Origin of the sequence: Streptomyces albidicamelliae (genome assembly GCF_025642175.1) — a bacterium.
In the GTDB taxonomy this organism is placed as follows: domain Bacteria; phylum Actinomycetota; class Actinomycetes; order Streptomycetales; family Streptomycetaceae; genus Streptomyces; species Streptomyces albidocamelliae.
The window spans coordinates 1,757,789-1,777,129 of record NZ_CP106795.1 but is presented as its reverse complement, the minus strand read 5'-3'; the positions used below and the strand labels follow the sequence as shown (position 1 = coordinate 1,777,129).

Sequence of the window (19,341 nt, the reverse complement as noted above, 5' to 3'; positions counted from 1 at the left end):
ACGGTGTCCCCCTCTTCACGAGGACACCCATGTACAAGATCTTCTTCAATCTCGTCTTCAAGCGCATGGATCCCGAGAAGGCCCACTACCTGGCCTTCCGCTGGATCCGGCTGGCGGTCCGCGTCCCGGTGCTGCGCACCTTCGTCGCCGCCGCCCTCGCGCCCCGCCACAAGGAGCTGCGCACGGAGGCCCTCGGGCTGCGCATGCACGGCCCCTTCGGGCTCGCGGCGGGCTTCGACAAGAACGCCGTCGCGATCGACGGCATGTCCATGCTGGGCTTCGACCACGTCGAGATCGGCACCGTCACCGGCGAGCCGCAGCCCGGCAACCCCAGGAAGCGGCTGTTCCGCCTCGTCGCCGACCGGGCGCTGATCAACCGCATGGGCTTCAACAACGACGGCTCGCTGGCGGTGGCGGCCCGCCTGGCCACGCGCCGGCCGGTCTTCCGGACGGTCGTCGGCGTCAACATCGGCAAGACCAAGGTCGTCCCGGAGGCGGAGGCCGTCGGCGACTACGTGAAGTCGGCCGAGCGCCTCGCGCCCTACGCGGACTACCTGGTCGTCAACGTCTCCTCGCCGAACACGCCCGGCCTGCGCAACCTCCAGGCGACGGAGGCGCTGCGGCCGCTGCTGACGGCCGTGCGCGAGGCCGCCGACCGCACGGTCGCGAACCGGCGCGTCCCGCTGCTGGTGAAGATCGCCCCCGACCTCGCCGACGAGGACGTCGACGCCGTCGCCGACCTCGCCGTGGAACTGGGCCTGGACGGCATCATCGCCACCAACACCACCATCGCGCGCGACGGTCTCGGCCTGAAGTCGGCGCCCTCGCTGGTGAAGGAGGCCGGCGGGCTGTCCGGCGCCCCCCTCAAGGAGCGCTCCCTGGAGGTCCTGCGCCGCCTGTACGCGCGCGTGGGCGACCGGATCACCCTGGTGGGCGTCGGCGGCGTCGAGACCGCCGAGGACGCCTGGCAGCGCATCCTGGCCGGTGCCACGCTGGTCCAGGGGTACAGCGCCTTCGTCTACGAGGGCCCCTTCTGGTGCCGGGCCGTCCACAAGGGCCTCGCCGCCCGCCTGCGCACCAGCCCGTACGCCACCCTCGCCGACGCGGTCGGCGCCGACGTGAGGAAGTCCGCATGACTGTTCTGGAGCCCTTCGGCGCCCGGCTGCGCCGTGCCATGGACGAGCGCGGCCCGCTCTGCGTCGGCATCGACCCGCACGCCTCCCTGCTCGCCGAGTGGGGCCTGAACGACGACGTGGCCGGCCTGGAGCGGTTCAGCCGCACGGTCGTGGAGGCGGTGGCCGACCGGGTCGCCGTCATGAAGCCGCAGAGCGCCTTCTTCGAGCGGTTCGGCTCCCGCGGTGTCGCCGTCCTGGAGAAGTGCGTCCAGGAGGCGCGCGCGGCCGGCACGCTGGTCGTGATGGACGCCAAGCGCGGCGACATCGGCTCGACCATGGCGGGCTACGCCGAGGCCTTCCTGCACAAGGACGCCCCGCTGTTCTCCGACGCCCTCACCGTCTCGCCGTACCTCGGCTACGGGTCGCTCAGCCCCGCCGTCGCGCTGGCCCGGGAGAGCGGCGCCGGTCTGTTCGTGCTCGCCCTGACCTCCAACCCGGAGGGCCCCGAGGTCCAGCACGCGGTGCGCGCCGACGGGCGCAGCGTCGGCGCGACCATGCTCGCCCACCTGGCGGCGGAGAACGCGGGGGAGGAGCCGCTGGGTTCCTTCGGCGCGGTCGTCGGCGCCACGGTCGGCGACCTGTCGTCGTACGACCTCGACATCAACGGACCGCTCCTCGCCCCCGGCATCGGCGCCCAGGGAGCGACCCCGGCGGACCTCCCCGGGGTCTTCCGGTCGGCCGTGCGCAACGTGGTGCCCAACGTCAGCCGAGGTGTGCTGCGGCACGGTCCCGACGCCGGCGCGCTGCGCGGGGCCGCCGAGCGCTTCGCCGAGGAGATCCAGGCCGCCGTCGCGGGTGCCTGAGACCCGCGACGGGCGTTCACCCGGACGTCGACGAGCCGACTTGAGTGTGAATACATCCTCAAATCGGGGGCAGTATGTCTGAAATGTCCGGCCTGGCGGAGGCTGACCAGGACTTTTCCGCTGTTCTCGCTGACTCTGGCGAACTTGCCCGCTAGTCTCCGAGCAGTGGGGGCACCTCCCACGCCCTTCCAGGCAGTGGGGGAGGACGGGCAGCGTGTTGCTCGTGGCTCCCCAGGTGTGGGGCGACTAGGTTCCTCACCGGTCCGTATCCGACAGTTCGACATCCGAGGTGACGTAGGCGTGGCTCTTCCGCCCCTTACCCCTGAACAGCGCGCAGCCGCGCTCGAAAAGGCCGCCGCGGCTCGCCGGGAGCGGGCCGAGGTCAAGAATCGACTCAAGCACTCCGGCGCCTCCCTGCACGAGGTCATCAAGCAGGGCCAGGAGAACGACGTCATCGGCAAGATGAAGGTCTCCGCCCTGCTCGAGTCCCTGCCGGGCGTGGGCAAGGTCCGCGCCAAGCAGATCATGGAGCGTCTGGGTATCTCCGAGAGCCGCCGCGTGCGGGGTCTCGGTTCCAACCAGATCGCCTCCCTGGAGCGTGAGTTCGGCAGCACCGGCTCCTGAGTCCGGGTCTTGCCGGACCAGGAGTCCCGGGCACACCGGGATTGCTGGAATAATCGCTGCATGAGTGAACGTCCGCGGCTGACCGTGCTCTCCGGCCCTTCGGGGGTCGGCAAGAGCACGGTCGTCGCCCATATGCGCAAGGAACACCCCGAGGTCTGGCTCTCGGTGTCGGCGACCACCCGCAAGCCGCGCCCCGGTGAGCAGCACGGAGTCCACTACTTCTTCGTCACCGACGAGGAGATGGACAAGCTGATCGCCAACGGTGAGCTGCTGGAGTGGGCCGAGTTCGCCGGCAACCGCTACGGCACGCCCCGCGCGGCCGTGCTGGAGCGGCTGGAGAACGGCGAGCCCGTCCTGCTGGAGATCGACCTCCAGGGCGCCCGGCAGGTCCGGGAGTCCATGTCCGACGCCCAGCTGGTGTTCCTGGCTCCGCCCTCCTGGGAGGAGCTGGTGCGCAGGCTCACCGGGCGGGGCACCGAGCCGCCGGAGGTCATCGAGCGCCGCCTGGAGGCGGCCAGGACCGAGCTGGCGGCCGAGCCGGAGTTCGATACGACCCTGGTCAACACCTCCGTCGAGGACGTGGCTCGCGAGCTGCTAGCCTTGATGGACGTTGTGTGATCACGAGTGTGTGATCATGAATGATTCTTTCCCACCCATCGGAAGGTAGAGCGTGTCCTCTTCCATCACCGCGCCCGAGGGCATCATCAACCCCCCGATCGACGAGCTCCTCGAGGCCACCGACTCGAAGTACAGCCTCGTGATCTACGCGGCCAAGCGTGCCCGCCAGATCAACGCGTACTACTCGCAGCTCGGCGAGGGCCTCCTCGAGTACGTCGGTCCGCTGGTCGACACCCACGTGCACGAGAAGCCGCTCTCGATCGCCCTGCGCGAGATCAACGCCGGTCTGCTGACCTCCGAGGCCATCGAGGGCCCCGTCCAGTAGGACCGCGCGGTAGTACTTTCAGATTGCGTAAGACTTATCCACAGGCCCGGCAGTCACTCTGCCGGGCCTGTGGTGTGTGATGGAGCCGTGCGTTCGTGTCCGGCGCACATGGCACGAGTCCGGGAGAGACGGTGGACAAGCCGAGGGTCGTTCTTGGGGTCAGCGGTGGCATCGCCGCGTACAAGGCCTGTGAGCTGCTGAGAAGGTTCACGGAGTCGGGCCACGACGTCCGCGTGGTGCCGACCGCCTCCGCGCTGCACTTCGTCGGTGCGGCCACGTGGTCCGCCCTGTCCGGCAACCCGGTCTCCACCGAGGTCTGGGACGACGTCCACGAGGTCCCGCACGTCCGGATCGGCCAGCACGCCGACCTGGTCGTGGTGGCCCCGGCGACGACCGACATGCTCGCCAAGGCCGCCCACGGCCTCGCCGACGACCTGCTGACCAACACACTGCTCACGGCCCGCTGCCCGGTGGTCTTCGCCCCGGCCATGCACACGGAGATGTGGGAGCACCCCGCCACCCAGGAGAACGTGGCCACGCTCCGCCGCCGCGGCGCCGTCGTGATCGAGCCCGCCGTCGGCCGGCTCACCGGCGTGGACACCGGCAAGGGCCGGCTGCCCGACCCCGCGGAGATCTTCGAGGTCTGCCGCCGGGTGCTGGCCCGCGGCGCCGCCGAGCCCGACCTGCGGGGCAGGCACGTCGTCGTCTCGGCCGGCGGTACCCGCGAGCCCCTCGATCCGGTCCGCTTCCTCGGCAACCGCTCCTCCGGAAAGCAGGGCTACGCCCTCGCCCGTACGGCAGCGGCGCGCGGCGCCCGGGTGACGCTGATCGCCGCCAACACCGGCCTGCCCGACCCGGCCGGCGTGGACGTCGTCCAGGTCGGCACGGCGGTCCAGCTGCGCGAGGCCGTCCTGAAGGCGGCGGCGGACGCCGACGCGGTGGTCATGGCCGCGGCCGTCGCGGACTTCCGCCCCGCGGCCTACGCCACCGGGAAGATCAAGAAGAAGGACGGGCAGGAGCCCGCCCCGATCGTCCTGGTGCGCAATCCGGACATCCTCGCGGAGGTCTCCGCGGAGCGCGCCCGCCCCGGCCAGGTGATCGTCGGCTTCGCCGCCGAGACCGACGACGTCCTCGCCAACGGCCGCGCCAAACTCGCCCGCAAGGGCTGCGACCTGCTCGTCGTCAACGAGGTCGGGGAGCGGAAGACGTTCGGTGCGGAGGAGAACGAGGCGGTCGTGCTCGGCGCCGACGGCAGCGAGACCCACGTTCCGCACGGGCCGAAGGAAGCCCTCGCGGACACCGTCTGGGACCTCGTCGCCCCCCGTCTGGCGTGAGCGGGCCGTCGTCCGGGACCGTTCCGCTTCGGCGCTCCGCGCCCGTTCCGGTTCGGCCGTCCGGGACCGTCGCGGTTGGGCCGTCCGGGCAGACTTGTGCCGGTCGTACGACGGCCCGGCACCGGGAGCGCAATGTCGTGCGGCCGCCCTGGCCAAGGCCGTCCGGCATTGTGCAGAATGCCCGTGCCGCAGGTCACAGCGCTCCCGTCAGGCGAGACGGTGGCCCATCGGTCGAGCGCGACCGATAAACTGTTCTCGGACGGCGCCGGGCTGCAGCCCTCGCGTCGTCCGCAAATGATCAGCCAGCAGCCGCTGCAACCCCAGGGAGCGTTGTGTCCCGTCGCCTGTTCACCTCGGAGTCCGTGACCGAGGGTCACCCCGACAAGATCGCTGACCAGATCAGCGACACCATTCTCGACGCGCTCCTGCGCGAGGACCCGACCTCCCGGGTCGCCGTCGAGACGCTGATCACCACCGGCCTGGTGCACGTGGCCGGCGAGGTGACGACGAAGGCCTACGCGGACATCGCGACCCTCGTCCGCAGCAAGATCCTCGAGATCGGCTACGACTCCTCGAAGAAGGGCTTCGACGGCGCCTCCTGTGGTGTGTCGGTGTCCATCGGCGCGCAGTCCCCGGACATCGCACAGGGCGTCGACACCGCCTACGAGTCCCGCGTCGAGGGCGACGAGGACGAGCTGGACCGGCAGGGAGCGGGCGACCAGGGTCTGATGTTCGGCTACGCCTCGGACGAGACGCCGACGCTGATGCCGCTGCCGATCTTCCTGGCGCACCGCCTGTCCAAGCGGCTGTCCGAGGTCCGTAAGAACGGCACGATCCCCTACCTGCGCCCGGACGGCAAGACGCAGGTCACCATCGAGTACGACGGTGACAAGGCGGTCCGTCTGGACACGGTGGTGGTCTCCTCCCAGCACGCCTCGGACATCGACCTGGAATCGCTGCTGGCGCCCGACATCCGCGAGTTCGTGGTGGAGCCGGAGCTGAAGGCGCTCCTGGAGGAGGGCATCAAGCTGGACACCGAGGGTTACCGGCTGCTGGTGAACCCGACCGGCCGCTTCGAGATCGGCGGCCCGATGGGCGACGCGGGTCTGACCGGCCGCAAGATCATCATCGACACCTACGGCGGTATGGCCCGCCACGGCGGCGGTGCCTTCTCCGGCAAGGACCCGTCGAAGGTGGACCGCTCGGCCGCCTACGCGATGCGCTGGGTCGCCAAGAACGTCGTGGCGGCGGGCCTGGCCTCCCGCTGCGAGGTCCAGGTCGCCTACGCGATCGGCAAGGCCGAGCCCGTCGGTCTCTTCGTCGAGACCTTCGGCACGCACAAGGTGGAGACCGAGAAGATCGAGAAGGCGATCGAGGAGGTCTTCGACCTCCGCCCCGCCGCGATCATCCGCGACCTCGACCTGCTCCGCCCGATCTACTCCCAGACGGCTGCCTACGGCCACTTCGGCCGCGAGCTGCCCGACTTCACCTGGGAGCGCACGGACCGCGTGGACGCCCTCCGCCAGGCCGTGGGCCTGTAGTCCCGCACCCGCCTTCCGACCGAGGCCCGGCTCCCGATGGGGGGCCGGGCCTCGGCGTGTGCGCCGGACGGCGACGTACCGTGTGGCCGCCGGTTGTCGGTGCCGTTTGGTAAGAATGCAGGCGTGAGCGGCGAGAACGGGGTGCCCCGGACGGACGGGGACGGCGGGGCCGAGGCGGCGCCGCCGGAACAGCTCGCGCTCATCCGGGAGAGCGTGCGCCGGGCGAAGGCGCCCCGGGCCAAGCCGCGGACCTGGCGTGGGGCCGCGCTCGCCAAGGAGCTGCCCGTAGCGCGGGTGCTGGTGGACAAGGGCGTGCTGCACCTCGACCGCTACTTCGACTACGCGGTGCCCGAGGAACTGGACGAGCAGGCGCAGCCGGGCGTCCGGGTGCGGGTGCGGTTCGGAGCCGGACGCGGCCGGGTGCGCGAGGGCCGCCGCGAGGGGGGCGGGCTCATCGACGGGTTCCTCGTCGAGCGGCGCGCCGAGTCGGACTACTCCGGGCCCCTCGCCGCGCTCGCGCAGGTCGTCTCACCGGAACCGGTGCTGAGCGAGGAACTGCTGGGGCTCGCGCGGGCCGTCGCCGACCGGTACGCGGGCAGCCTCGCCGACGTCCTCCAGCTCGCCGTGCCGCCGCGCAGTGCCCGCGCCGAGCAGCGGCCGTCCCCGCCTCCGCTGCCACCGCCCGACGCGCCGGACGCGGGCTCCTGGGGGCGGTACGAGCACGGCGCCGCCTTCGTCGAGGCGCTGGCCTCCGGCGGCGCCCCCGGGCCGTGTGGAACGCGCTGCCGGGCCCGCAGTGGAGCGAGGAGCTGGCGAGAGCGGTGGCCGCCACGCTCGCCTCGGGACGCGGTGCGCTGGTCGTCGTACCGGACGGGCGGGCCGCCGCGCGGGTCGACGCCGCGCTCATCGCGGTGCTCGGCGAGGGCCGGCACGCGCTGCTCACCGCCGACGCCGGACCCGAGAAGCGGTACGCGCAGTGGCTCGCGGTACGGCGCGGTTCCGTCCGCGCGGTCGTCGGGACGCGCGCGGCGATGTTCGCGCCCGTGCAGGATCTGGGGCTGGTCGCCGTCTGGGACGACGGCGACGACAGCCACAGCGAGCCGCACGCCCCCCAGCCGCACACCCGGGACGTCCTGCTGCTGCGCGCCGCCCTGGACGGCTGCGCCTTCCTGCTGGGCGGCTTCGGCTGCACGGTGGAGGCCGCCCAGCTCGTCGAGAGCGGCTGGGCCCGTCCGCTGGTCGCCGGCCGCGAGCAGGTCCGCCGTACCGCGCCCCTGGTGCGGACCGTCGGCGACGACGACCTGGCGCGGGACGAGGCCGCCCGCGCCGCCCGTCTGCCGTCGCTCGCCTGGCAGGCGGCGCGCGAGGGGCTGCGGCACGGACCGGTGCTGGTCCAGGTGCCCCGGCGGGGTTACGCGCCCCGGATGGCCTGCGCCCAGTGCCGGGCGCCCGCGCGGTGCCGGCACTGCTCCGGTCCGCTCGAAGGGCAGGACGCGGGAGTCCTGAAGTGCGGATGGTGCGGCCGCGAGGAGGGCTCCTGGCACTGCCCGGAGTGCGGCGGCTTCCGGCTGCGGGCCCAGGTCGTCGGCGCACGGCGCACCGCCGAGGAGCTGGGCCGGGCCTTCCCCGCCGTACCGGTGCGCACCTCGGGGCGCGAGCACGTGCTGGACACCGTGCCGGGCACGCCCGCGCTGGTCGTCAGCACCCCGGGGGCCGAGCCGGTCGCCGAGGGCGGCTACGCGGCGGCCCTGCTGCTGGACGGCTGGGCCATGCTCGTACGCCCCGATCTGCGGGCCGGAGAGGACGCGCTGCGCCGCTGGATGGCGGCGGGAGCCCTGGTACGGCCGCAGGGACAGGGGGGCACGGTGGTCGTGGTGGCGGAGCCGACCCTGCGGCCCGTGCAGGCGCTGGTGCGCTGGGACCCCGTCGGACACGCGGTGCGCGAGCTGGCCGAGCGGGCCGAGCTGGGCTTTCCGCCGGTGTCCCGGATGGCGGCCGTGTCCGGCGTGCCCGAGGCGGTCGCCGAGTTCCTGGCGGCGGTCGACATGCCGCCGGACGCCGAGGTGCTGGGCCCGGTCCCGGTGGCTCCCACCTTGCCGGGCCGACCGCGCAGACCCGGCGCCCCGCCATCGGGCGAGCAGTGGGAACGGGCGCTCGTGCGGGTGCCCCCGGGCAGCGGGGCGGCGCTCGCCGCCGCCCTGAAGACCGCGCAGGCCGCGCGCATGGCACGGGGGAGCGGGGAGGCGGTGCGGGTGCGCGTCGATCCGCCGGACATCGGGTGACGGGCCGGTAGGCACGGCGCGTACGGTGCGGCGCCGGGGGCCGTGCCCAGGCCCCGGGCATACGTCTGCCCTCCCGGACGCGGACCGGGAGGGCAGGGGTGGTGGCGGGCCGTCAGCCGTTGCGCGGGCCGGGGAAGGCGGTCGGCCGGGCGTCCTCGCGCAGGGCCGGGCTGCCCGCGGTCGGCTGGGTGGGCATGGAGCGGGCCGCGGGGACCGTCGGCACCGTGGGCAGGGCGGTGTTCACGTTGAGCGGGCGGGAGGCGGACGGATCCGAGGTCCGCTCGGCCTCGGCGGCGGCCTGGGCCGCGGCCCGGCGGGCGCCGTAACGGCGGTGCACCGCCTGCTTGGTGACGCCGAGGGCCGAGCCCACCGCGTCCCACGAGAAGCCGAGCGAGCGGTCGAAGTCCACGGCGGCCGTGACCAGGGTCTCGACACTGTCCCGGAGCTCCTGGGCCAGACGCACCGTCGGGGCGGGGGCGCGTCCGTAGACGACGAAGCCCGTGGACGGGCCGGAGCGGCGCGGGCGGTAGACGTTGCCCAGCTGGGCGGTGAGTGTGCGCAGGGCGTCCACCTGCCGGCGGACCCGCTCGATGTCCCGCACCAGCAAGTGCAGGCTGGCCCGGGCCTGGGCGTCGTGGGTTGCGTGGTCGGCCATGAACAAGCCTCTCGAACCGGCGTTGAAAGGAATTGGGCCGCCAAAGCGGCCCGATGTGGTCAACTCTTTCTTGACCAACGCGTGTGCGCTCCGCTGGTCACGGGGTGGGGGCGTACGGGCATTTGCGTACGCCGCCCTCCGGTCCGTGCGCCGCCCGCTGCCGGGCGGCACCTCGGGGGCCGTTCACCGTCCGCGCCGTCGTGGTCATGGTCATAGACTGGTGCGCTGCCCGCCCGACCCCGCCCGAGAGGCCCGATCCCGCCCATGAAGCTCGTCTTCGCCGGTACCCCCGAGGTCGCCGTTCCCGCTCTGGACGCCTTGATCGCCTCCGGGCGGCACGAGGTGGCCGCTGTCGTCACGCGGCCCGACGCGCCGGCCGGGCGCGGGCGCAGGCTGGTCGCGTCGCCCGTCGCCGAGCGGGCCGAGGAGGCCGGGATCGAGGTGCTCAAGCCGCTGAAGCCGCGGGACCCGGAGTTCCTCGAGCGGCTGAGGCAGATCGCCCCGGACTGCTGCCCGGTCGTCGCCTACGGCGCCCTGCTGCCGAAGGCCGCCCTGGACATCCCCGCCCACGGCTGGGTCAACCTGCACTTCTCGCTGCTGCCCGCCTGGCGCGGGGCGGCGCCGGTGCAGCACTCCCTCATGGCGGGCGACGAGATCACCGGCGCCTCCACCTTCCTCATCGAGGAGGGGCTGGACTCCGGGCCCGTCTATGGCACCGTGACGGAGGAGATCCGCCCCACCGATACGAGCGGCGATCTGCTCACCCGGCTTGCGTTCGCCGGCGCGGGGCTGCTGGCCGCGACCATGGACGGCGTCGAGGACGGCACGCTGAAGGCCGTTCCGCAGCCGTCGGAGGGCATCTCCCTCGCGCCGAAGATCACCGTCGAGGACGCCCACGTGGACTGGGCGGCCCCCGCGCTGCGGGTGGACCGGATGGTGCGCGGCTGCACCCCGGCGCCCGGCGCCTGGACGGCCTTCCGCGGCGAGCGGCTCAAGCTCATCCAGGTCACGCCCGTGCCCGAGCGGACCGACCTCGCCCCGGGCCGGCTCGCGGTGGGCAAGAACAGCGTGCACGTCGGCACCGGCTCGTACGCCGTCGAACTGCTGTGGGTGCAGGCCCAGGGCAAGAAGCCGATGCGCGCGGCCGACTGGGCCCGCGGCGTCCGCATCACGGAGAACGAGACACTCGGAGCCTGATCCCTGCCGGGAGTGCCGGGACGTTGGGGGCATGCCCCGTCGGACGCAGAAGCGGCAGGACGGTGCCTTGTGACGCCGTGCCGTTGGCGGGGGTCTACGAAGCGACCGGGGCCGTACCGGGGCACGGCCCGCGTGCGTGGAGAGCGTGGCTGCCCGCCGGATCCGCTCGACCGGCCGGTGAGGGGTCCTGGGCGGCGGGCGGGTGAGAACGAGGGCCGGGAGACGAGAACGCCGGCCGACTGCCGGCGGTGGGCCGGGTCGGGCTGACCCGGGGAGCGAGCGAAGCAGCCGTGCCCATCGGAGTGGCGGCGGCCGGGCCGGCCGGTGGCGGCCATACGGGCTGCGCCGGGCCCGGCCCGGCGTTCGCGTCCGGGGCGCCGGACGCGGCGGGCGGGTAAGGACGAGGGCGGGGGTCACGAGAACGCCGGCCGGCCGTCGGCGGTGGGCCGGGTCGGGCTGACCCGGGGAGCCGACGGGGCAGCCGTTCTCGTCAGGGCGGCGGTGGCTGGCCCGGCCGGTGGCGGCCATTCGGGCTGCGCCGGGCCGGGCCCGGCGTTCGCGTCCGGGGCGCCGGACGCGGCGGGCGGGTAAGGACGAGGGCGGGGGTCACGAGAACGCCGGCCGGCCGTCGGCGGTGGGCCGGGCCGGGCTGATTCGGGGAGCGAGCGAAGCAGCCGTGCCCATCGGAGTGGCGGCGGCCGGCCCAGCCGGTGGCGGCCATTCGGGCTGCGCCGGGCCGGGGCCGCGGCGTTCGTGACCTGGGCGCCGGACGTGGCGGGCGGCATTGTCCGGGCCGCGGCATGGCACGGTGCGGGGGCGCGGCCACTGGTGCTGCGCCGGGCAGAGGGCGCGGCGTTCGTGTCAGGGGCGGCTGGACGTGGCGGGCGGCATTGTCCGGGCCGCGGCACCGCACGGTGCGCGGGCGGCGAGGTCCGGGGGCGATGCCGTGGCGACGCGCCGGGGCGGCACCATGGGTCGCCATGGAGCGGTCCGGTTGCCCGTCGGCGGGGCGCCCCGGGCGGGGGGAGGGGCCCTGGGGCGACGTAGGCTGGACGGTGCAGCCACCTTCTTCACATCCGGAGCACCTTTTTCGTGAGCGAGCAGTCCCGGCGGCCCCACAAGCCCGCCAAGCCCTACCGCCGTCCCCAGAAGGACCCCGTCCGCATGCTGGCCTTCGAGGCGCTGCGCGCGGTCGACGAACGGGACGCGTACGCCAACCTCGTGCTGCCGCCGCTGCTCAGGAAGGCGCGCGAGAAGGGCGACTTCGACTCCCGGGACGCGGCCCTCGCCACCGAGCTGGTGTACGGCACGCTGCGTCGGCAGGGGACGTACGACGCCGTCATCGCCGCCTGCGTCGACCGTCCGCTGCGCGAGGTCGACCCGCCGGTCCTCGACGTGCTCAGCCTGGGCGTGCACCAGCTGCTCGGCACCCGCATCCCGACGCACGCCGCCGTGTCCGCCTCCGTCGAGCTGGCGCGGGTGGTGCTCGGCGACGGCCGGGCCAAGTTCGTCAACGCCGTGCTGCGCAAGGTCGCGCAGGACGACCTCCAGGGGTGGACGGAGAAGGTCGCGCCGCCCTACGACGAGGATCCCGAGGACCACCTCGCCGTCGTGCACTCGCACCCCCGGTGGGTCGTCTCCGCGCTGTGGGACTCCCTCGGCGGCGGGCGCGCCGGCATCGAGGAGCTGCTGACCGCCGACAACGAACGGCCCGAGGTGACGCTCGTCGCCCGCCCGGGACGGTCCGGCACCGAGGAGCTGCTGCGCGAGGAGTCCGCGGTCCCGGGGCGCTGGTCGCCGTACGCCGTGCGGCTCGCCGAGGGCGGTGAGCCGGCGGCGGTCGACGCCGTGCGCGAGGGCCGGGCCGGAGTGCAGGACGAGGGCAGTCAGCTGGTCGCCCTCGCGCTGGCGAACGCCCCGCTCGACGGGCCCGACGAGAAGTGGCTCGACGGCTGTGCCGGCCCCGGCGGCAAGGCGGCGCTGCTGGCCGCCCTGGCCGCCGAACGCGGCGCCGCCCTGCTCGCCGCCGAGAAGCAGCCGCACCGCGCCGGCCTGGTGGCCAAAGCCCTGCACGGCAACCCGGGGCCGTACCAGGTCGTCACCGCCGACGGGACCCGGCCGCCGTGGCTGCCCGGCAGCTTCGACCGGGTGCTGATGGACGTGCCGTGCACCGGCCTCGGCGCCCTGCGCCGGCGCCCCGAGGCCCGCTGGCGGCGGCGCCCCGAGGACCTCGACAACTTCGCGCCGCTGCAGCGGACCCTGCTGCGCACGGCGATCGACTCCGTGCGGGTCGGCGGGGTCGTCGGCTACGCCACCTGCTCACCGCACCTCGCCGAGACCCGGGCGGTCGTCTCCGACGTGCTCAAGCAGCGCCCGGACACCGAGCTGATCGACGCCCGCCCGCTGCTCCCGGGGGTCCCCGACCTCGGCGACGGTCCCGACGTCCAGCTCTGGCCGCATCTGCACGGCACCGACGCGATGTACCTGGCGCTGATCCGCCGGACCGGCTGACCCCGCCCGCCGGGCACACCCGCGGCACCCGGAGCGCGCGGCACCGCGAACACCGCTGGCACCGCGGACACCGCCGAGCGTCACGGCCCGCTGACCGAGCGTCGCGGAACCGCTCCGGCTACGCCGCGTGTTGTCCACAGGCGGTAGCCCGCGGTCGTACAAATACGACGAACGGCCTCGCCTGTGGACCGGTGCGAACATCAGTGCTTCGGACATGGCAGGCTTGGGTCATGGCCGCGCAGATCAACCCCAGCATCCTGTCCGCCGACTTCGCCCGCCTCGCGGAGGAGGCCAAGGCGGTCCAGGGCGCCGACTGGCTCCACGTCGACGTCATGGACAACCACTTCGTGCCGAACCTCACGCTCGGTGTACCGGTGGTGGAGTCCCTGGCCCGGGCGACGGACACCCCGCTGGACTGCCACCTGATGATCGAGGACCCCGACCGCTGGGCGCCCCAGTACGTGGAGGCGGGGGCCTCGTCGGTCACCTTCCACGTGGAGGCCGCCGCCGCGCCCGTGCGACTCGCCCGCGAGATCCGTGCCAAGGGTGCCCGCGCCTCGATGGCGCTGAAGCCGGCGACGCCGATCGAGCCGTACGAGGACCTGCTGCCGGAACTCGACATGCTGCTGATCATGACCGTCGAGCCGGGCTTCGGCGGCCAGGCCTTCCTCGACATCATGCTGCCGAAGATCCGCCGCACCCGGGAGCTGATCGGCAAGCACGGCCTCCAGCTGTGGCTGCAGGTCGACGGCGGTGTGTCGGCCTCGACGATCGAGCGGTGCGCGGACGCGGGGGCGGACGTGTTCGTCGCCGGCTCGGCGGTGTACGGGGCGCAGGACCCGGCGGAGGCGGTCCGTGCACTGCGCGCCCAGGCGGACACGGCCACCGCCGCGGCGTCCTGGGCATGCGACCACTGAGCCACAGCTACGTGAACGGTTGAGAGTACGGCGCCCATCAGGGCGGATCAGTTGCGCCGAATCTGCAAGGATGAACGGCGAATCCAGAGTGTGAACAGCAGTGAGGAGATCGCCGTGTCGGGTATGTCGGCGGGCCGGTCAGCCATGCGGATGGGACCCGCTGAGCTGGTGCAGGCGGCGGCCATGGCCCGCCGCTTCTACCTCGAGGGCAAGTCCAAGATCCAGATCGCGGAGGAGTTCGGCGTCAGCCGCTTCAAGGTGGCCCGGGTCCTGGAGACGGCTCTCGAACGGGATCTCGTGCGCATCGAGATCCGCGTCCCGGCCGAGCTGGACGCCGAGCGCTCCGACGCGCTCCGCGCCCGCTACGGCCTCAGACACGCCGTCGTGGTCGAATCCCCGGCCGACGCCGAGGAGACCCCCGACCCGGAGAACCTGGGCGAGGTCGCGGCCGACCTGCTCGGCGAACTCGTCAACGAGGGGGACGTGCTCGGGCTGGCCTGGGGACGCTCCACCATCCACATGGCGGCGGCGCTCGACCGGCTGCCGCCCTGCACGGTGGTGCAGCTGACGGGTGTGTACGACGCCGGGACCGCCGAGCGCGGCTCCGTGGAGGCCGTGCGCCGTGCCGCCCAGGTGTCCGGCGGCGACGCGCACCCCATCTACGCGCCGATGCTGCTGCCCGACGCGGCCACCGCGGCGGCGCTGCGCAACCAGACCGGGATCGCCCGGGCCTTCGAGTACTTCGACAAGGTCACGGTCGCCTGCGTCTCCATCGGCTCCTGGGAGCCGGGCATCTCGACGGTCCACGACATGCTCAGCGACGAGGAGCGCGCGCACTACGCCTCGCTCGGGGTCGCCGCCGAGATGTCCGCGCACCTCTTCGACGCCGACGGGCGCCGGATCGGGCGGGACCTCGGCGAGCGGTGCATCACGGTCAAGACCGACCAGCTGCGCCGTATCCCGGAGGTCGTGGCCATCGCCGGCGGGCAGCGCAAGGCGTCGGCGATCGACGCGGTGCTGCGGTCCGGCCTCGTCACCAGCCTGGTGACGGACACCTCCGCCGCGGACTACCTGATGACCGCGGGCCCGACGCCGAAGCCCGCGCTCAACCGCCAGGACCCCGACGGGCCCTGAGCGCGGGTCGCGGCACCCGCGCAGCGGGACGGCCGTGGCAGCATCGTCCCCATGCTGCTGCGGTTCGTCCCCCGCGCGCTCGCGGGACTGCTGGTCTGCCTCTCCGTCCTGCTGACGGGGTGCTCTCCCGGCCCGGTCACCACCACCGCGCCGGCGGCGTCCACCCCGGCGTGGGCCAGGGGCACGGGCACCGTGGCGGCGTCCCGGCTGCCCGCGGAGGCGCGCCGGACGCTCGCGCTCATCGACAAGGGCGGCCCCTACCCCTACGCCCGCGACGGCGTCGTCTTCGGTAACTTCGAGGGCCGGCTGCCGGATCACCGGCGCGGCTACTACCACGAGTACACCGTGCCGACGCCGGGCTCCCGCGACCGCGGGGCGCGGCGCCTCGTCACCGGGCAGGGCGGGGAGATCTACTACACCGACGATCACTACGACACGTTCCGGGCGGTACTGAGATGAGCCAAGACCTGACGGGGCGCTTCGTGGTCGCGCTGGACCTCACCGGGGTCACCGACAAGGCCGGCCTGATGGACCGCGTCGCCCGGGCCCTCGCGCTGCCCGACTGGTTCGGCCGCAACTGGGACGCGCTGGCCGACTCCCTGTGCGACCACACCGTCTGGCCGGAGGGCGCGGTCGAACAGGGGATGCTCGTCGTCGTGCGGGGCTGGCAGCCGTACGCCGAGGCGAGCCCGGAGCAGTGGCGGACGGCCCAGGAGGTGTTCGCCGAGGCGGTGGACCGTACTCCCTCCCTCGCCGTCGTCCTCGCCCTTGGAGGAACCTCCCAGGTGATCGGCCGCGACCCTGGATGTTCTGTCGGGGCATGACCGCCGCGGCGTCATGGGACAATGAAGTACGTGCTCTTTTCCCCTGGCGCACCCGTCGGGGGGTCACCTCTGATCGACTGGGATGTGCAGCACGTGCGTTTCCTCAATGACATCCAGCCCGCGTACGACCTGACGTACGACGACGTGTTCATGGTGCCGAGCCGCTCCGCGGTGGGCTCGCGTCAGGGCGTGGACCTCAGCTCCCCGGACGGCACGGGCACCACCATCCCGCTCGTCGTCGCCAACATGACCGCCATCGCCGGCCGCCGCATGGCCGAGACGATGGCTCGCCGCGGCGGCCTGGTGGTCATCCCGCAGGACATCCCGATCGACGTGGTCACCGATGTCGTCTCCTGGGTCAAGAGCCGGCACCACGTGCTGGACACCCCGATCGTGCTGGCCCCGCACCAGACCGTCGCCGACGCGCTCGCCCTGCTGCCCAAGCGGGCGCACAACGCCGGGGTGGTCGTCGACGAGAACCAGCGACCCGTCGGTGTGGTCACCGACGCGGACCTGACCGGTGTGGACCGCTTCACCCAGCTCGAAGTGGTCATGTCCAAGGACCTGCTCCTGCTGGACGCGGACATCGACCCGCGCGAGGCCTTCCAGACACTGGACACCCACAACCGCCGCTACGCGCCCGCCGTGGACAAGGACGGCAAGCTCGCCGGCATCCTCACCCGCAAGGGCGCCTTGCGGGCCACGCTGTACACCCCGGCGGTGGACGCGCAGGGCAAGCTGCGCATCGCCGCCGCCGTCGGCATCAACGGCGACGTGGCGGGCAAGGCCAAGCAGCTGCTCGACGCGGGCGTGGACACGCTCGTCATCGACACCGCGCACGGCCACCAGGAGTCGATGATCAGCGCGATCAAGGTGGTCCGCGCCCTCGACCCGCAGGTGCCGATCGTCGCGGGCAACATCGTCTCCGCGGAGGGCGTCAAGGACCTCATCGACGCCGGCGCGGACATCATCAAGGTCGGCGTGGGCCCCGGCGCCATGTGCACCACCCGCATGATGACCGGCGTGGGCCGGCCGCAGTTCTCGGCCGTCCTGGAGTGTGCCGCCGAGGCCAGGAAGCACGGCAAGCACGTGTGGGCGGACGGCGGTGTCCGCCACCCGCGCGACGTGGCCATGGCCCTCGCGGCCGGCGCGTCCAACGTCATGGTCGGATCCTGGTTCGCCGGTACCTACGAGTCCCCGGGCGACCTCCAGCAGGACGCCGGGGGCCGGCTGTACAAGGAGTCGTTCGGCATGGCCTCCGCGCGCGCCGTGGCCAACCGGACCTCGGAGGAGTCGGCGTACGACCGGGCCCGCAAGGCGCTGTTCGAGGAGGGCATCTCCACCTCGCGGATGTTCCTCGACCCGGCCCGCCCGGGTGTCGAGGACCTGATCGACTCGATCATCGCGGGCGTCCGTTCCTCCTGCACCTACGCCGGTGCCGGCTCCCTGGAGGAGTTCGCGGAGAAGGCGATCGTCGGCATCCAGAGCGCCGCCGGCTACGCCGAGGGCAAGCCGCTGCACGCCAGCTGGAACTGACGCCAAGTCCCGTCCCGACGGCCCCCGTTGTCCCCCTCCCGGGAACAGCGGGGGCCGTCGGCGTTCCCGGGCTCCGCGCGGCCTGCGGAGCCCGTGGCCGGGCCGTCGTGCAACGGTCGGCAGCCCGCGCGCAACGATTTGGCATTCCGGTCCGATGAACGCAATGATCATGCGGGCATGCGCAAGGTTGCTGCATTACGCCCGTAAAGCCCACCCCCGTAGGGTGCTGCGCTATACGTGGCGGGGACTCCGCTCGGCGGATCCCTGCTCTCGCGGGCTGCCGCCGGTCCCCGCCCCGAGGGTCCTGCGGCCATGCCGGACCCGACCCCACCCAGACCGGCAGCGATAAGGAGCCCACACGTGCTCGACCAAGGCGCACCCCCGCACAACGAGAGAGCGGCCGCCCCCGCGTCCCCGGGCGTCGCCGCGCGCCTCATGCGTCGCAAGCCCGTGGAACGCCTGGTCGCCGAGGGCGGCCAGGGCGAGGGAGGGCAGCTCCGGCGCTCCCTCGGACTGTGGCAGCTGACCATGATCAGCATCGGTGCCACACTTGGCACCGGCATCTTCGTCGTCCTCGGCGACGCCGTCCCGAAGGCCGGTCCCGCGGTCACCCTGGCGTTCGTGATCGCCGGACTCACGGCCCTGTTCTCGGCGCTGTCGTACGCCGAGCTGGCGGGCAGCATCCCGGTCGCCGGCTCCTCCTACTCGTATGCGTACGCAACGCTGGGTGAGCTGGTCGCCTGGGTCTGCGGCTGGTGCCTGGTGCTGGAGTACGGCGTGTCGGTGGCCGCCGTCGCCGTCGGCTGGGGCGAGTACCTCAACGAGCTGCTCGACGGCACCATCGGTGTCACCATCCCGGGCGCCCTGTCCTCGGCGCCGGGCGAGGGCGGCATCATCAACCTGCCCGCCCTGATCGTCGTCCTGCTGGCGATGGTGTTCCTGCTCGGGGGTGCGCGCGAGTCCGCCCGCGCCAACACGATCATGGTCTGTGTGAAGATCGTCGCCCTCGTGCTGTTCTGCGCGGTGGGCTTCATGGGCTTCAAGTCCGGCAACTACGCCGACTTCATGCCGCTCGGCATGACGGGCGTCAGCGCTGCCGGTGCCACGCTGTTCTTCTCGTACATCGGTTTCGACGCCGCCTCCACCGCCGGTGAGGAGGCGAAGGACCCCAAGCGCGACCTGCCGCGGGCGATCATGCTCTCGCTGATCATCGTGACCGTGCTGTACGTGCTCGTCGCGGGTGTCGCGGTCGGCGCCTGGAACTGGAAGAAGTTCGACGGTTCGGAGGCGACCCTCGCCGCGATCATGAACGACGTCACCGGCCAGACCTTCTGGGGCACCATGCTGGCGCTGGGCGCGGTCATCTCCATCGCGAGCGTGGTGCTCACCGTTCTCTACGGCCAGACCCGCATCCTCTTCGCGATGGCCCGCGACGGCCTGGTGCCGAAGGCGCTCGGCAAGGTCCACGCGAAGACCGGCGCGCCCCGCCTCAACACGGTGATCGTGTCCCTCTTCTGCGGTGTGCTCGCCGCGCTCATCCCGCTGGGCAAGCTGGTCGACGCCACCAGCATCGGCACGCTGTTCGCCTTCGCCCTCGTCAACGTCGCGGTGATCGTCCTGCGGTACCGGCGGCCGGGGCTGGAGCGCACGTTCAAGGTGCCGTTCGGGCCGGTGCTGCCGGTGCTGGGCTTCCTGTTCTGCGCGTACAACATGTTCAGCCTCGACACCGTCACGTGGGTCGTCTTCGGATGCTGGATGGCCGTCGGGCTCGTGTTCTACTTCGTGTACGGCTATCGCCGTTCCCGTCTCGCGACCGACGACGCGCTCGCGGTGACGGCAGAGAAGTGACCGAACCGAAGAAGTGA

The 19,341-nt window shown here is 72.9% G+C and carries 16 protein-coding genes and 1 pseudogene; 16 read left to right on the top strand and 1 reads right to left on the bottom strand.

Features of this window, described 5'->3' with window-relative positions; translation table 11 throughout:
• Window positions 1–29 precede the first annotated feature (29 nt).
• The 8 genes and pseudogenes from N8I86_RS08215 (at window position 30) to N8I86_RS08180 (ending at window position 8,702) form a co-directional block, all read left to right on the top strand.
• Complete coding sequence (locus tag N8I86_RS08215; RefSeq protein ID WP_073899393.1) at window positions 30–1,136, top strand: quinone-dependent dihydroorotate dehydrogenase; 1,107 nt, start codon at window positions 30–32, stop codon at window positions 1,134–1,136.
• Window positions 1,133–1,978: an orotidine-5'-phosphate decarboxylase gene (gene pyrF, locus N8I86_RS08210; RefSeq protein ID WP_073899391.1), complete on the top strand. Its 846-nt coding sequence runs from the start codon at window positions 1,133–1,135 to the stop codon at window positions 1,976–1,978. The genes N8I86_RS08215 and pyrF overlap by 4 nt, the downstream gene beginning before the upstream one ends.
• A 300-nt stretch (window positions 1,979–2,278) precedes the next feature.
• Window positions 2,279–2,602 (top strand): integration host factor, encoded by a 324-nt coding sequence (locus N8I86_RS08205; protein WP_003977346.1) that lies wholly within the window; start codon window positions 2,279–2,281, stop codon window positions 2,600–2,602.
• 60 nt (window positions 2,603–2,662) lie between these two features.
• Entirely contained in the window at window positions 2,663–3,220 is a 558-nt protein-coding gene (gene gmk / locus N8I86_RS08200; protein ID WP_031174486.1) for a guanylate kinase, read from the top strand.
• A gap of 52 nt (window positions 3,221–3,272) precedes the next feature.
• Window positions 3,273–3,545: a DNA-directed RNA polymerase subunit omega gene (gene rpoZ, locus N8I86_RS08195; RefSeq protein WP_030810584.1), complete on the top strand. Its 273-nt coding sequence runs from the start codon at window positions 3,273–3,275 to the stop codon at window positions 3,543–3,545.
• A gap of 131 nt (window positions 3,546–3,676) precedes the next feature.
• Entirely contained in the window at window positions 3,677–4,879 is a 1,203-nt protein-coding gene (coaBC, locus tag N8I86_RS08190) for a bifunctional phosphopantothenoylcysteine decarboxylase/phosphopantothenate--cysteine ligase CoaBC (RefSeq protein WP_123438518.1), read from the top strand.
• A gap of 332 nt (window positions 4,880–5,211) precedes the next feature.
• Window positions 5,212–6,420, top strand: a complete 1,209-nt coding sequence (gene metK / locus N8I86_RS08185; protein WP_263277490.1) for a methionine adenosyltransferase — start codon at window positions 5,212–5,214, stop codon at window positions 6,418–6,420.
• A gap of 123 nt (window positions 6,421–6,543) precedes the next feature.
• A pseudogene (locus N8I86_RS08180) lies at window positions 6,544–8,702 on the top strand (primosomal protein N').
• A gap of 112 nt (window positions 8,703–8,814) precedes the next feature.
• On the opposite strand, the gene N8I86_RS08175 reads toward N8I86_RS08180, so the two are convergent.
• Entirely contained in the window at window positions 8,815–9,357 is a 543-nt protein-coding gene (locus tag N8I86_RS08175) for a hypothetical protein (RefSeq protein ID WP_073899383.1), read from the bottom strand.
• A 264-nt stretch (window positions 9,358–9,621) separates the two neighbouring features.
• Between N8I86_RS08175 and fmt the strand changes: the two genes are divergently transcribed.
• The 8 genes from fmt to N8I86_RS08135 all read left to right on the top strand — a co-directional run bounded on the left by fmt (window position 9,622) and on the right by N8I86_RS08135 (window position 19,324).
• Window positions 9,622–10,554: a methionyl-tRNA formyltransferase gene (fmt, locus tag N8I86_RS08170; protein ID WP_073899381.1), complete on the top strand. Its 933-nt coding sequence runs from the start codon at window positions 9,622–9,624 to the stop codon at window positions 10,552–10,554.
• 1,092 nt (window positions 10,555–11,646) lie between these two features.
• Window positions 11,647–13,065 (top strand): RsmB/NOP family class I SAM-dependent RNA methyltransferase, encoded by a 1,419-nt coding sequence (locus tag N8I86_RS08165; protein WP_073899379.1) that lies wholly within the window; start codon window positions 11,647–11,649, stop codon window positions 13,063–13,065.
• Window positions 13,066–13,295: 230 nt separating this feature from the next.
• A complete protein-coding gene (gene rpe / locus N8I86_RS08160) occupies window positions 13,296–13,982 on the top strand; it encodes a ribulose-phosphate 3-epimerase (RefSeq protein ID WP_073899377.1) in 687 nt (228 codons plus the stop codon).
• A 90-nt stretch (window positions 13,983–14,072) separates the two neighbouring features.
• Window positions 14,073–15,116: a sugar-binding transcriptional regulator gene (locus N8I86_RS08155; protein ID WP_073899375.1), complete on the top strand. Its 1,044-nt coding sequence runs from the start codon at window positions 14,073–14,075 to the stop codon at window positions 15,114–15,116.
• 51 nt (window positions 15,117–15,167) lie between these two features.
• Window positions 15,168–15,575: a guanyl-specific ribonuclease gene (locus N8I86_RS08150; protein WP_073899373.1), complete on the top strand. Its 408-nt coding sequence runs from the start codon at window positions 15,168–15,170 to the stop codon at window positions 15,573–15,575.
• Window positions 15,572–15,940: a barstar family protein gene (locus tag N8I86_RS08145; RefSeq protein WP_123438522.1), complete on the top strand. Its 369-nt coding sequence runs from the start codon at window positions 15,572–15,574 to the stop codon at window positions 15,938–15,940. The genes N8I86_RS08150 and N8I86_RS08145 overlap by 4 nt, the downstream gene beginning before the upstream one ends.
• Before the next feature lie 84 nt (window positions 15,941–16,024).
• The gene (locus N8I86_RS08140) at window positions 16,025–17,476 is read left to right on the top strand and encodes a GuaB1 family IMP dehydrogenase-related protein (protein WP_123438523.1); all 1,452 of its coding nucleotides are present in this window, start codon (window positions 16,025–16,027) and stop codon (window positions 17,474–17,476) included.
• A gap of 360 nt (window positions 17,477–17,836) precedes the next feature.
• Window positions 17,837–19,324 carry an amino acid permease gene (locus N8I86_RS08135; protein WP_073899369.1) on the top strand — a complete coding sequence of 496 codons (1,488 nt, stop codon included), beginning with the start codon at window positions 17,837–17,839 and terminating at the stop codon, window positions 19,322–19,324.
• Window positions 19,325–19,341 lie beyond the last annotated feature (17 nt).

What these genes read in the sequence shown, in the direction of transcription:
- N8I86_RS08150 (WP_073899373.1), top strand. Translation starts at nt 15,168, where the DNA reads ATGCTGCTGCGGTTCGTCCCCCGCGCGCTCGCGGGACTGCTGGTCTGC.
- fmt (WP_073899381.1), top strand. Translation starts at nt 9,622, where the DNA reads ATGAAGCTCGTCTTCGCCGGTACCCCCGAGGTCGCCGTTCCCGCTCTG.
- gmk (WP_031174486.1), top strand. Translation starts at nt 2,663, where the DNA reads ATGAGTGAACGTCCGCGGCTGACCGTGCTCTCCGGCCCTTCGGGGGTC.
- N8I86_RS08175 (WP_073899383.1), bottom strand. Translation starts at nt 9,357, where the DNA reads ATGGCCGACCACGCAACCCACGACGCCCAGGCCCGGGCCAGCCTGCAC.
- rpe (WP_073899377.1), top strand. Translation starts at nt 13,296, where the DNA reads ATGGCCGCGCAGATCAACCCCAGCATCCTGTCCGCCGACTTCGCCCGC.
- pyrF (WP_073899391.1), top strand. Translation starts at nt 1,133, where the DNA reads ATGACTGTTCTGGAGCCCTTCGGCGCCCGGCTGCGCCGTGCCATGGAC.
- N8I86_RS08145 (WP_123438522.1), top strand. Translation starts at nt 15,572, where the DNA reads ATGAGCCAAGACCTGACGGGGCGCTTCGTGGTCGCGCTGGACCTCACC.
- N8I86_RS08215 (WP_073899393.1), top strand. Translation starts at nt 30, where the DNA reads ATGTACAAGATCTTCTTCAATCTCGTCTTCAAGCGCATGGATCCCGAG.